The 12,443-nt window shown below is 64.8% G+C and carries 10 protein-coding genes; 4 read left to right on the forward strand and 6 right to left on the reverse strand.

What is annotated here, in order from left to right:
• Positions 1 to 50: 50 nt before the first annotated feature.
• The 6 genes from LZ012_RS10400 to fdnG form a co-directional block, all read right to left on the reverse strand.
• Positions 51 to 1,385: an NAD(P)/FAD-dependent oxidoreductase gene (locus LZ012_RS10400; protein WP_275710451.1), complete on the reverse strand. Its 1,335-nt coding sequence runs from the start codon at positions 1,383 to 1,385 to the stop codon at positions 51 to 53.
• A gap of 118 nt (positions 1,386 to 1,503) precedes the next feature.
• Complete coding sequence (gene selA / locus LZ012_RS10405; protein WP_275710453.1) at positions 1,504 to 2,901, reverse strand: L-seryl-tRNA(Sec) selenium transferase; 1,398 nt, start codon at positions 2,899 to 2,901, stop codon at positions 1,504 to 1,506.
• A gap of 45 nt (positions 2,902 to 2,946) precedes the next feature.
• The gene (fdhE, locus tag LZ012_RS10410; protein ID WP_275710455.1) at positions 2,947 to 3,858 is read right to left on the reverse strand and encodes a formate dehydrogenase accessory protein FdhE; all 912 of its coding nucleotides are present in this window, start codon (positions 3,856 to 3,858) and stop codon (positions 2,947 to 2,949) included.
• Between the two features lie 146 nt (positions 3,859 to 4,004).
• On the reverse strand, positions 4,005 to 4,625 hold the full coding sequence (locus tag LZ012_RS10415) for a formate dehydrogenase subunit gamma (protein ID WP_275710457.1): 621 nt from the start codon (positions 4,623 to 4,625) through the stop codon (positions 4,005 to 4,007).
• Positions 4,622 to 5,518, reverse strand: coding sequence for a formate dehydrogenase subunit beta (gene fdxH, locus LZ012_RS10420; RefSeq protein ID WP_275710459.1), 897 nt, complete (start codon positions 5,516 to 5,518; stop codon positions 4,622 to 4,624). The genes LZ012_RS10415 and fdxH overlap by 4 nt, the downstream gene beginning before the upstream one ends.
• A 12-nt stretch (positions 5,519 to 5,530) precedes the next feature.
• Complete coding sequence (gene fdnG, locus LZ012_RS10425) at positions 5,531 to 8,596, reverse strand: formate dehydrogenase-N subunit alpha (protein ID WP_275710461.1); 3,066 nt, start codon at positions 8,594 to 8,596, stop codon at positions 5,531 to 5,533.
• A gap of 360 nt (positions 8,597 to 8,956) precedes the next feature.
• On the opposite strand from fdnG, the gene LZ012_RS10430 reads away from it, so the two are divergent.
• From LZ012_RS10430 to moeA, 4 genes are read left to right on the forward strand one after another with little or no spacing between them, the layout of a single operon-like run.
• The gene (locus LZ012_RS10430; RefSeq protein WP_275710463.1) at positions 8,957 to 9,652 is read left to right on the forward strand and encodes an ABC transporter permease; all 696 of its coding nucleotides are present in this window, start codon (positions 8,957 to 8,959) and stop codon (positions 9,650 to 9,652) included.
• Positions 9,652 to 10,371 carry an ATP-binding cassette domain-containing protein gene (locus tag LZ012_RS10435; protein WP_275710466.1) on the forward strand — a complete coding sequence of 240 codons (720 nt, stop codon included), beginning with the start codon at positions 9,652 to 9,654 and terminating at the stop codon, positions 10,369 to 10,371. The genes LZ012_RS10430 and LZ012_RS10435 overlap by 1 nt, the downstream gene beginning before the upstream one ends.
• Positions 10,347 to 11,168, forward strand: a complete 822-nt coding sequence (locus LZ012_RS10440; protein WP_275710468.1) for an ABC transporter substrate-binding protein — start codon at positions 10,347 to 10,349, stop codon at positions 11,166 to 11,168. The genes LZ012_RS10435 and LZ012_RS10440 overlap by 25 nt, the downstream gene beginning before the upstream one ends.
• Positions 11,169 to 11,172: 4 nt before the next feature.
• Complete coding sequence (moeA, locus tag LZ012_RS10445) at positions 11,173 to 12,429, forward strand: molybdopterin molybdotransferase MoeA (RefSeq protein ID WP_275710470.1); 1,257 nt, start codon at positions 11,173 to 11,175, stop codon at positions 12,427 to 12,429.
• Positions 12,430 to 12,443 lie beyond the last annotated feature (14 nt).

The raw sequence follows: 12,443 nt of genomic DNA on the forward strand, positions 1-12,443 counted from the left end.
CATATTCTGACACGCCCCTGCTCCGAAATTCGAGGCAGGGGCGCAGTCGGTCAGCCGAACATGTCCTCGTACATGCGGCCGGCCCAGGCGAAGTCCTCGGTCACCACCTCGGCGCGGCGCAGGTTGTCGTCGTCCTGATCCTGGACGATGACGCCCTTGTCGTTGACCCAGTACTTGAAGCGGACGGCGATATCTTCGCGCGGCTCGGTATTGACCATCATGAAGCACAGGTTGTCGGGCAGCGCGTACTTCGGCTCGCGGCCCTTGACCCGCTCGCTGATGTACTTGGCGACGATCTTGGCATGGGCGTTGGCGACGTGGCCGGCCTTCGGGTAGAAGCGGAACAGCGGCGAGACGACGCCGACCGAATCGCCGATCACATACACGTCCGGGTCATCCTTCATGTTCAGCATGAAGGGATCGACGCCGGCCCAGCCGGTGGGCTTGCCTTCCTCGTTCTTGCCGATCACGCCGGCCTTCCACGCCATGTCGCCGGCCTGGTGCGGGGCCATCAGGATGGAATGGTCGAAGCGGAAATCGCCGACGGCGGTCTTGATCTTCTTGTTAAACGGATCGACTTCCTGGATGACGGCCTTGGGGACATAGACGATCTGGTCGGCGTACAACTCGCGGAAGGCGTCCTGGAAGCCGCCGGTGATCGGCGCCGGGCTGGGCTTGGGGTCGAGGATGGTGATCTTGCCCTTGATCTTGCGCTGCTTGAACAGGCCGGCGATCAGGCAGGCGCGCTCGTAGGGCGAGGGCGGGCAGCGGTGCGGCGGGGGCGGCAGGGTCATCACCAGATCGCCGCCGGTGAAGTTCTGGATGCTCTGCTTCAGGCGGAAGTGCTCGGCACTCGGGATGTAGGCGGCGGGGAACATGGCCTTGGTGTACTCGGCCGCCTTGCGGTCGTTGCCGAACCAGGCCTCGTAGTTGTAGCGGATACCGCTGCCGAGGATCAGGTAGTCGTAATCGATCCAGCCCTGGGCGGTGATGACGCGCTTCTTGTCGCGCTCGAAGGCGGTGACTTCGGTCTGGATGAAGGTGTAGCCGTACTTCTGGGCGACCGGCAGATAGCTGAAGGTGAGGAACTGGGCATCGACCACGTCGACCAGCCACTTGTTGCTCATCGGGCAGGAAAAGAAAACCGGGTTGCGTTCGAGCAGCACGACGTCGAGCGTCGGGTCGAGTTGGCGCAGGTGCTTGGCGGCGGTGACGCCGCCCCAGCCGCCGCCGCAGATGACGACGCGCTTGCCGGTGGCCTTCGGCAGCAATGGGTCGGACTGCATGTTGATCAGGAAAGGCAGCGGACTGGTCGGCGCGGCGATGCTGGCCGTCGCCCCCAGTGCGGCGCCGGCGGCGAGGAATTGTCTTCGGTTGATGGTCATGCTCTCTTCTCCATTTTATGAACCATCCGGACACGGAGATGCCCGGATTTACAGGTGCGCCGTTGTCGGCGCGGGTGAGAACGGCAGGCGGTGCGCAGACCGCCGTGCGAGGCCGGGCTCAGAATTTCAGGGCGTGCAGTTGGGCGACGAAGCGCGCTTCGTCCTTCGCCTCCAGGCAACGCAGGTCGAGATGATAAGCGTCGTCGCGGATGTAGCCGATGACCGGGGTCGGCAGGCCTCGGAAGGCGGCTTCGATGGCGATCAGCGCCTTGCCCGGTTTTTTCGCCAGCGGGCGGCAGACCAGCGCGGCCGAGGGCAGTCGCTCGACAGGCAGGGCGCCGCTGCCGATCTGGCTGCTGCAGGGGGCGACCACGACCGTGGCCTGGCCAGTGACGGCGGCTTGTACGGCGGGCAGGACACGTTCGGCGGTGGCGGCGATGTCGGCCACCGGCCGGGTCAGCAGGCGTAGGGTGGGCAGGCGCTCGGCCAGACGGTCGGGGTCACGGTACAGGCGCAGCGTTGCTTCAAGCGCCGCCAGCGTGGTCTTGCCGACACGCAGGGCGCGCTTCAGCGGGTTTTTCTTGATCTTGGCGATCAGCTCCTTGCGACCGACGATCAGCCCGGCCTGCGGGCCGCCGAGCAGCTTGTCGCCGGAGAAGGTGACGATGTCGGCGCCGGCGGCCAGCGCCTGTTGCGGCGTCGGTTCCGGCGGCAGGCCGTAGGCGGCGAAATCGGTCAGCGTGCCGCTGCCCAGGTCGACGACGAAGGGCAGGCTGGCGGCATGGGCGATGTCGGCCACGGTTTTTTCATCGACCGCCTTGGTGAAGCCGGTCACCGCGTAGTTGCTGGTGTGGATCTTCATCAGCAGCGCGGTCTTCGGGCCGATGGCCTCGGCGTAGTCTTTGTCGTGGGTGCGGTTGGTGGTGCCGATTTCGTGCAGGCGAACCTGGGCGCGGCGCATCACGTCGGGGATGCGGAAGGCGCCGCCGATCTCGACCAGCTCGCCGCGCGAGACCACGGCTTCCTTGCCCTGGGCCAGCGCATTGAGGGTGAGCAGCACGGCGGCGGCGTTGTTGTTGACAATGGTTGCTGCGACGTCCGGCGAGCCGCCGGCGACGATTTCGGCGAGCAGGCCGGAAACGAGGTCGTCACGGTCGCCGCGGCCGCCGGAAGCGAGGTCGTATTCCAGCGCGCAGGGCGCGCGGGCGGCGTCGACCATCAGGGCGATGGCTTCCTCGGCCAGTTGGGCGCGGCCGAGATTGGTGTGCAGCACGGTGCCGGTCAGGTTGATCACCGGGCGCAGGTTGGCGCGGCCGGCCTCATCGGCACGGCGGCGGATGGCAGCGAGCAGGGCGCTGTCGTCGGGCAGCGGCAGGCCGTGTTTCAGGCCTTCGCGGGCGGCGGCCAGTTCGGCACGGACGCAGCCGGTGACTAGCTGACGGCCATGGGTTTCGATCAGGTCGGAAAATTGCTGCAGGACGCGGTCAACCGCGGGAAGACGTTTGTTTTCGTTCATGGCTTTCACCCGGACCGGGCAGAAAGGTTGGAGGAAGAGTCGGGTTCAGCCGCTATGGGCGCCGATCAGCAGCAGGTTGGGGCCGGAACGCTCGTAACCGGCTTCGTCGACCAGCATGTCGAGGGGCAGCGTGGCGAGGTCGTCGGCGACCGGATCGACCTTGGGGTCTTTTTCCTGATAGACGATTTTCAGGTAGCTCTTGCACGCATCGCAGGTTTCGGCGCGGACGGCGCCCTTGCTGCCTTCGATTTCATGCAGCGCCACTTCCTTGTCGGTGTCGCAGGTGGTGCAGGTGGCACGCGACACGTTCCACTCGGTATTGCACAGCGAACAATGCAGGTAGCGCAGGTTGTTGATGGCGGCGCCCAGGCGCACCACGCTGGACACCGGCAGGCTGCCGCAGCACGGGCAGACGCCGTGGGAGTCGAGTTTTTGCAGAGGGCGGGCATCGAGCTGACCGGCCAGGCGAGTAAAGACCACCTGCAACGCAGCGGCGACGAAAGGCAGCTGGGCGGCGCTGGCCATGTCCGGCTCGCCCTTGAGCAGCATGTCGGCCAGGCGGTCGAGTTCTTCGTCGGAGGCCGAGAGCAGCGTTTTCAGCACTGCCTGGGCGGCATCGGGGGCATCATTCTGCAGACGCTGGGCCAGTTGCTGCAAGGCGAAGCGCCAGGCCGCCGGGCGCCGGAGCGAGGCGGCGTTGAGCGGCGGCATGCCGTGGATTCGGGCCTGTTCGAGGGCCGCCGCCTCGGGCAGGGGCAGGGCGGGCAAGGCCTTGATGATTTCGTGCTGGGCGCGGCTGATCCGGCCCAGGAAGGACAGCCATTCGCCGAGGCTGTGGTTGTCGGCCAGATGCGCGAAGCGGTCGGCACGGTCGGCGAACAGCGTGGTGGTGACCGGGAGCAGGATGGGCGCGGCTTCTTCGGCCGGCGGGTGGAAGTCGATCGGTTGGCTTTGCATGTAGAGCGCTGGTTGTTCCGGTTTGTCGTGGTTGCGAGTATTTCAAAAAATCGGGGGATGCGGCATGTTTCCCGCAGAGCCCCCAAAGACGCAAGGAAAAACGGTTGATCCGTCACGCCCGCTGGGGTGGGAGTGACGGAGTGCTATTACTTGCCCGTGACCTGGCGATACCAGCCACGGTGGTGTTGCTTGGCCCAGCCCCGGGTCACCGTGCCGTACCACATGGCGCGGATGGTGCCCTTGACCCAGATGGCAGCATAGACGTGGACCATGATCAGGCCGATCATCACGGCGCCGGCTGCGGCATGGACGACGGCACCGAGGCGGACGACGGTGATGTCGAGGCCGAACCAGGCGCGCCAGATGGCGAGGCCGGACAGCGTCATCAACAGCATGCACACGGCCAATGCCCAGAACATGACTTTCTGGCCGCCGTTGTACTTGCCCTGTTCCGGCATGTTGTGGTCGTCGCCGTCCACCATGTTCTTGGCCTTGGCCAGCCATTCCTTGTCCGCTGGCGTCATCTTGTTCAGATGCTTGAAGCGGATGAAGATGGCCAGGAAGGACACCGCCATCAGCACCCCGATATAGGGGTGGATGATGCGGGCCCAGGTCGGGCCACCGAACAGCTGGGTGAGCGGGAAGAAAGCCGGATGGAAGAAGGCCAGGCCGGAGAGGGCGAGCAGGATGAAGCTGATGCCCACCACCCAGTGATTGGCCCGTTCCTGCGGCTCGTAACGCTTGAGGTCTTTCGGATCGCGGATCATTTTGCCTCCTCCTTATCTTCCCGTTCGATCTCGTCCTCGATCTCTTTCGAGACCTCGTTCGGACCCTTGGTCACGTAATGGAACAGGCTGCCGAGAGCGACGCCGGCCAGGGCCAGCGTGGCGAGCGGCTTGGCGAAGCCCTTCCACAGCGAGACCAGCGGGCTGATCGATGGGTTGGCCGGTAGGCCGTTGTATAGCCCCGGCTGGTCGGCGTGATGCAGCACATACATGACGTGCGTGCCGCCGACGCCTTCCGGATCGTAAAGGCCAGCCTTGTCGTAACCGCGTTCCTTGAGGTCGGCGATCCGTTTCTCGGCGTAGTCCTTCATGTCCTCCTTGGCGCCGAACTGGATGGCGCCGGTCGGGCAGGCCTTGGCGCAGGCGGGAGCCTGGTTGACGGCCACCCGGTCGGAGCACAGCGTGCACTTGTAGGCCTTGCTGTCCTTCTGCGAAATGCGCGGTACGTTGAACGGGCAGCCCGTCACGCAGTAGCCACAACCGATGCAGTTTTCCTGGTTGAAATCCACAATGCCGTTGCTGTACTGGATGATGGCACCTGGCGAGGGGCAGGCCTTCAGGCAGCCGGGGTCCGAGCAGTGCATGCAGCCGTCCTTGCGGATCAGCCACTCCAGCTTGTTGTTCTGCTCGGTCTCCGTGAAGCGCATGACCGTCCATGCATCGGCCGACAGGTCGACCGGATTGTCGTAGATGCCGACGCAGTTGCCGACGTCGCCGCGGATGTCGTTCCACTCGATGCACGCCGCCGTACAGGCCTTGCAGCCGATACAGGTGGACACGTCGATGAGCTTGGCGATTTCGACGGTCTGCCGCACTTGCGTGGACGGGGTCGTGGTCGCGGAGCGCTGTTTGATGTCTAGCGATTGCAGTGCCATATCAGCTCTCCTTTAAGCTTTCTCGATGTTGACCAGGAACGCCTTGTACTCCGGCGTGTGGGTATTGGCGTCGCCCACGGCCGGGGTCAGGGTGTTGGTCAGGAAACCCGGTTTCGTCCTCCCGGTGAAGCCGGAGTTGAGCGGAATGCCGATGGTGTGCACCTTCTGGCCATCGACGTCGAGTGCCTTGATCCGCTTGGTGACCACCGCCACGGCTTTGATGTAGCCCCGGTTGGAGCGCACCTTGACCTTGTCGCCGGCCACGATGCCCTTTTCCTTGGCCAGTTCCTCACCAATTTCCACGAAATGCTCCGGTTGCAGGATCGCGTTGATCTTGCTGTGCTGCGTCCAGAAGTGGAAATGCTCGGTCAGGCGGTAAGTCGTCGCCACGTACGGGAAGTCCTTGGCCGTGCCGAATACCTCCAGATCGCCCTTGAAGATGCGCGAGACCGGGTTGCTCTTGGCCTTGGCGTTCTTCGGGTGCATCGGGTTGGTTTCGAGCGGCGACTCGAAGGGCTCGTAGTGTTCCGGCAGCGGACCATCGACCACCAGATCGCGGGCGAACAGGCGGGCAACGCCTTCCGGATTCATGATGAAGGGCATGACGCCTTCTTCCGGCTTGGCATCCGGGCGCATGTCGGGCACGTCGTTGCCGCCCCACTTGTCGCCCAGCCACTTGATCACCGTTCGCGACGAATCCCACGGCTTGCCCGAGAGGTCGCACGAGGCGCGGTTGTAGATGATGCGGCGGTTCACCGGCCAGGCGAAGCCCCAGTTCAGCGTCTGGCCGAGGCCGGACGGGTCGCTGCTGTCGCGTCGGGCGGTGAGATTGCCCGCCTGCGACCAGGAGCCGCTGTAGATCCAGTTGCCGCAGGCCGTGCTGCCGTCGTCGCGCAGGAAACCGAAGCTGGCCAGCTGGTCGCCGCCCTTGACCTGGAGCTTGGTGGCATCCTTGGGGTCGTAGAGGTCGCCCAGGGCCTTGCCGGAGATTTCCATCAGCAACTCTTCCGGCGACGGGTCGTCGGCAATGCGGTACGGCCAGGACAACTTGAGCACCGGGTCGGGGAAAGCACCGCCATCCTTGGCGTACATCGCCTTCAGCGTCTGGTAGAGATGCGCCATGATTTCGGCGTCGCTCTTCGAGTCGCCCGGCCCTTCCACGGCCTTCCAGTGCCAGCGCACGACGCGGCCGGAGTTGGTGCAGGTGCCTGCCTCTTCGGCAAAGAAGGCAACCGGCAGGCGGAACACTTCGGTCTGGATGCTTGCCGGGTCGGCCGGGTTAACCTCACCGTGGTTCTTCCAGAATTCGGAGGTTTCCGTGATCAGCGGGTCCATGATGACCAGGTATTTCAGCTTGGCCAGCGCGTCGCCCACCTTCTTCTTGTTGGCGACGGAAGCCAGCGGATTGAAGCCCTGACAGACGAAGCCGGTCATCTTGCCCTGGTACATCCGGTCGAACATGGCGAGCACGTCGTAGGAGACATCCTTCTTCGGCAGCCAGTCGTAGCAGAAGTCGTTTTCCGGCGTCGCTTCCTTGCCGTACCAGGACTTCATCAGGCTGGTCCACCACTTCGGATAATTCTGCCCAAAGTTCATCTGATTCGGCCGCATCGCCTTCGGTGTACGCTTTTCCAGGTAGCTCTTGCGGTCCAGGTCGGAATCCAGCGGCGCACCGAGATAGCCCGGCAAGGCGTCGGAATACAGGCACATGTCGGTAATGCCCTGGACGTTGGAGTGTCCGCGCAATGCGTTGATGCCGCCACCGGCCATGCCCATGTTGCCGAGCAGTTGCTGGATGATTGCCATGCTGCGGATGTTCTGGGTGCCGATCGAATGCTCGGTCCAGCCCAGCGCATACAGGTTGGTCATCGTCTTGTTCGGCGCCGCCGTTTCCGCGATGTACTCGCAGACCTTTAAGAAGGCCTCCTTGGGCGTCCCGGTGATGCGGGCCACCACGTCCGGCGTATAGCGGGCGTAGTGCTTCTTCATGACCTGGAAGACGCAGTTCGGATCTTCCAGGGTCTCATCGACCTTGGCGTAGCCGTCCTTGTCGAACTGGTATTTCCAGGATTCCTTGTCGTAGGTCCGTTTCTCGGCGTTGTAGCCGGAGAACAGGCCATCTTCCAGCGCAAAACGCTCGTCGATCAGGAAACTGGCGTTGGTGTAATGCTTGACGTAGTCGTGATGAATTTTGTCGTTCGACAACAGGTAATTGATGACGCCGCTCAGGAAAGCGATGTCGGAACCCGGACGAATCGGTGCGTAATAGTCAGCGACGGATGCAGTGCGGTTGAAGCGCGGATCGACCACGACCAGCTTGGCCTTGCGCTGCTTCTTCGCCTCGATGACCCACTTGAAGCCGCACGGGTGCGCTTCGGCGGGGTTGCCGCCCATCACGAAAACAAGGTCGGTGTTCTTGATGTCAACCCAATGGTTGGTCATCGCGCCACGCCCAAAACTCGGAGCCAGACTGGCCACCGTGGGAGCGTGTCAAATACGGGCCTGGGTGTCGAAAGCGACGGAGCCGAGGCTGCGCAGAACCTTGTGGGTTATGTAACCGGATTCGTTGCTGGCCGACGAGCTGGCCAGGAAACCAAAGGTGTTCCAGCGATTGACGGTGACGCCGGCCGCATTCTTGGCGATGAAGTTCGCATCGCGGTCGGCCTTCATCAGCTTGGCAATGCGCTCGAAAGCCTCATGCCAGGAAATGCGCTTCCATTCGTTGGTGCCCGGTTCGCGGACCTCGGGGAATTTGACGCGGGTCGGGCTGTTGACCATGTCCATCAGGCCGGCGCCCTTGGGGCACAGGCTGCCGCGGTTGACCGGATCGTCCGGGTCGCCCTCGATATGGATGATCTTGCCCGGCGCGTTCTTGGATTTGTCGCCGGTCGAATAGATGAGCACACCGCAGGACACCGAGCAGTACGGACAGTTATTCCGTGTCTCGGTGGCGCGGGCGAGTTTATAGGCACGTACTTCCGCCTGGGCTGCGGTCGGCGAGAAGCCCATCAATGCGATGGACGATCCACTGAGCCCGGCGGAGCAGACCTTGAAGAACTGCCGCCTGTTCATGTTCATTTAGATTTTTCCTCCTTATGCGACTCCTTGTCGCAACTACAGACAGCAGCAAGGAGCAGGCCAGTTGGCGCAAGTCATTGAACAATGGGGAATCGGTGGCTGGCGATGCTTGAAAAGATGGGACATTTTGTCCGGAAAGCCTGCGGGCGGGACATTTTGTCCCAGCCGAAAAGGGCGGACCCGCGGGCTTTTCGTAGCCTTGGCGGCCGCCTGGGGAAGGGCAGGCCGGCGATACCGGCACAATACCGATGCGGTCGGCGCCAGCCCCAGATACCGGCTTCGCTGCCAACCAACGGACTGAGCCGGTGGTATGCTGGCAGCGCCCGGCCGCCCGCGCCGGGCATTCTGACGTTTGCGCCCATGATCGCCACTCTGCTTGACGCTCTCGCACTCCTCGCCAGCTTCGATCACCGACTGCTCACTATCGTCGGACTTTCGCTATTTGTCAGCCTGAATGCGCTGCTGATCGGTACCTTGCTCGGCCTGCCGCTCGGTGCCTGGCTCGCCATCGCGCGCTTTCCGGGCCGAGGCGGGCTGGTCGTCGCCTTGAATGCCCTGATGGGGCTGCCGTCGGTCGTGGTCGGTGTCATCGTCTATCTATTCCTGTCGCGCAGCGGGCTGCTGGGCGGTTACGGCCTGCTTTTCTCGCCGGCCGCGATGATCGTCGCGCAGAGCGTGCTGGTAACGCCGCTGATCGCCGCCGTCAGCCGCCAGATCATCGAGGACGCCTGGAAGGAGTACGCCCCCGAATTTTCCGTCATCGGCATCAGCCGGCCGCAGGCGGTCACGCTGCTGCTCGCCGACTGCCGTTTCTCGCTGACCGTCGCGACGCTGGCCGGCCTGGGCCGCGCCATGTCGGAGGTGGGGGCGGTGATGATCGTCGGCGGCAACATCGACGGCTACACCCGGGTCATGACCACGGCCATCGCGCTGGAGACGAGCAAGGGCGACCTGGCCCTGTCCATCGCGCTGGGTATCGTGCTGATGAGCATCATCCTCAGCCTCAACGTGATCGGTTACGCGCTGCGCTGCTGGGCCGCCCGGAGGTATAACTGATGTTCCCGCTGCGCATCTCCGGCCTGCGTTTCCAGCCGAACGGCCGGGCCGTGCTCGACGGCCTCGACCTGGAACTGTCGGGCGAGGGCATCAGCGTCATTCTCGGGCCAAACGGTACCGGCAAGACTCTGCTGCTGCGCCTGCTCGCCGGGCTGCTGCCGGCTGATGGCGGGACGGTGACCTGGGGTGATGCCGCGCAGCCGGCCGGGCGGCTGGCGATGGTGTTCCAGCAGCCGATGCTGCTCCGCCTGTCGGTGTTCACCAATGTCGAATTCGCCCTGCGGCCGCAGGCCCTGAATGCTGCCGAGCGGCGGGCGCGTACCGACGAAGTGCTGGCCCGGGTCGGCCTGGCGCATCGGGCCGCGGATTGCGCCCGGCTGCTGTCCGGCGGCGAACGCCAGCGCCTGGCCCTGGCCAGGGCCTGGGCGATGCGGCCGCGCCTGCTGCTGCTCGACGAGCCGACGGCCAGCCTCGATCCTTCTGCGACCGAAGCGGTCGAGCGCATCATCCGCGAAATCCGCACCGATGGGGCCAAGGTGCTGATGACCACCCATAATCTGGGCCAGGCGACCCGCCTGGCCGACGATGTCGTTTTTCTGGCTGATGGCCGCGTCCAGGAGCATGTCGCGGCCCAACGTTTCTTTGCCCGTCCGCAATCCCCCGCGGCCCGGGCCTTCATGCAAGGAGAACTGCCATGGCGTATCGCTTTCGATCGTTGATGCTGGGATCGTTTCTGCTCCTGTTGGGGCCGCTGCTCGGTTCGGCGCAGGCCGAGGAAACGCTGCTCGTCGCGTCGACCACCTCCACCGAACAGTCCGGCCTGTTCGGCTGGATACTGCCCCGATTCGAGCAGGCGACCGGCATCAAGGTCCGCGTCGTGGCGGTCGGCACCGGGCAGGCCTTGGATATCGGCCGGCGCGGCGATGCCGATGCGCTGCTCGTCCATGATCGGCCGGCCGAAGACAAGTTCGTCGCCGAGGGCTACGGCAGTTATCGCAAGGATGTGATGTACAACGATTTCGTCTTCGTCGGGCCGAAGGACGATCCGGCTGGCGTGCGCGGCACCGCCAATGCCGGGGCCGCGCTCAAGGCCATCGCCGGTTCCGGCCAGCCCTTCGTGTCGCGCGGCGACAAGAGCGGCACCCACGCCGCCGAACTGCGCCTGTGGAAGGATGCCGGCATCGACCCGAAGACGCTGGCCGGCTACAAGGAGACCGGCAGCGGCATGGGGCCGACCCTGAACATGGCGGCGGCGACCGGCGGCTATGCCCTGTCCGACCGTGCCACCTGGTATGCCTTCAAGAACCGCAGCGGGCTGGATATCGTCCTGGCCGGCGATCCGGTCCTGTTCAATCCGTATGGCGTCATTCCGGTCAATCCGGCCCGCCATTCCCATGTCAAAAAGGAAGCCGCCGAGCGTTTCGCCCAGTGGCTAACCTCGCCGGCGGGCCAGGAAGCGATTGCCGCTTTCCGCGCCGACGGCCAGCAGGTCTTTTTCCCCAGCGCCAAGAAGTGATGCCATGAGCGATACCACCTCCTGCCAGTCTCCCGCCCTCGACGATCCCAGCCTGTCGGCCGACGAAGCGCGCCAGCGCATGCTGGAAGGCATCACGCCCATTACCCAGGCCGAGAAGGTGCCGGTGCGCAGTGCGCTGGGCCGCATCCTGGCCGCCGACGTCATCGCCCCATACGATGTCCCGGCCCACGACAACTCGGCCATGGACGGCTACGCCATTCGTTACGACAGCCTGGCCGGTGACGCGGAAACCGCGCTGACCGTGGTCGGTTCGGCTTTCGCCGGCAGCGCCTTTTCCGGCCAGGTCGGTGCCGGGCAGGCGGTGCGCATCATGACCGGTGCAGTGCTGCCGGCCGGTGCCGACACGGTCATCGTGCAGGAAGCGACGCGGGTCGAGGGCAACACCGTATTTGTTCCGTCCGGCCAGAAACTGCGGCAGAACACCCGGCGCGCCGGCGAGGACCTGGCGCGCAATTCGGTGGCCCTGGCGGCGGGCAAGCGGATCGGGCCGGCCGAACTGGGGCTGATCGCCTCGCTCGGCATCGCCGAACTGTCGGTGCGCCGCCGGCTGCGCGTCGCCTTCTTCTCGACCGGCGACGAACTGGCTTCCATCGGCTCGCCGCTGGCGCCGGGCCAGGTTTACGACAGCAACCGCTATACGCTGTACGGCCTACTCACCCGGCTGGGCGCCGACATCATCGATCTCGGCGTCGTCCCGGACCGTCCGGAGGCGCTGGAGGCCGCGCTGCGCGAAGCGGCCGGCATGGCCGACGCGATCATCACCACCGGCGGCGTGTCGGTCGGCGAGGCCGATTTCGTCCGCGACATCCTTGCCCGTCTCGGCGAAATCCGTTTCTGGAAGCTGAAGATCAAGCCCGGCCGACCGATGGCCTTCGGCAAGATCGGCAATGCCTGGCTGTTCGGCCTGCCCGGCAACCCGGTCGCGGTGATGGTCAATTACGCCCAGTTCGCGCTCGACGCGCTGCTCCGCCTGTCCGGGGTCGATCCGCTGCCGGAACGGCCGCTGCTGTCGGTGGAGGCGGCCAACGTCATCAAGAAGCAGCCGGGGCGGCGCGAATACCTGCGCGGTGCCGTGGCGCTAGTCGATGGTCGCTGGCAGGTGCGTACCATGTCGCACCAGGGATCGGGCATCCTGCGTTCGATGTCGGAAGCCAACTGCCTGGTCGTGCTGCCCGAAGCCTGCGCCGGCGTTCAGCCGGGCGACAGCGTGCAGGTACAACTGTTCGACGGGCTGTACTGATCCCGGGCTGGTGG

This window comes from Dechloromonas hankyongensis, assembly GCF_022012295.1.
Taxonomy (GTDB): domain Bacteria; phylum Pseudomonadota; class Gammaproteobacteria; order Burkholderiales; family Rhodocyclaceae; genus Azonexus; species Azonexus hankyongensis.

Coding starts and splice junctions, on each gene's coding strand:
- LZ012_RS10440 (WP_275710468.1), top strand. CDS start 10,347: ATGGCGTATCGCTTTCGATCGTTGATGCTGGGATCGTTTCTGCTCCTG.
- LZ012_RS10430 (WP_275710463.1), top strand. CDS start 8,957: ATGATCGCCACTCTGCTTGACGCTCTCGCACTCCTCGCCAGCTTCGAT.
- selA (WP_275710453.1), bottom strand. CDS start 2,901: ATGAACGAAAACAAACGTCTTCCCGCGGTTGACCGCGTCCTGCAGCAA.
- fdxH (WP_275710459.1), bottom strand. CDS start 5,518: ATGGCACTGCAATCGCTAGACATCAAACAGCGCTCCGCGACCACGACC.
- LZ012_RS10400 (WP_275710451.1), bottom strand. CDS start 1,385: ATGACCATCAACCGAAGACAATTCCTCGCCGCCGGCGCCGCACTGGGG.
- LZ012_RS10415 (WP_275710457.1), bottom strand. CDS start 4,625: ATGATCCGCGATCCGAAAGACCTCAAGCGTTACGAGCCGCAGGAACGG.
- moeA (WP_275710470.1), top strand. CDS start 11,173: ATGAGCGATACCACCTCCTGCCAGTCTCCCGCCCTCGACGATCCCAGC.
- LZ012_RS10435 (WP_275710466.1), top strand. CDS start 9,652: ATGTTCCCGCTGCGCATCTCCGGCCTGCGTTTCCAGCCGAACGGCCGG.
- fdhE (WP_275710455.1), bottom strand. CDS start 3,858: ATGCAAAGCCAACCGATCGACTTCCACCCGCCGGCCGAAGAAGCCGCG.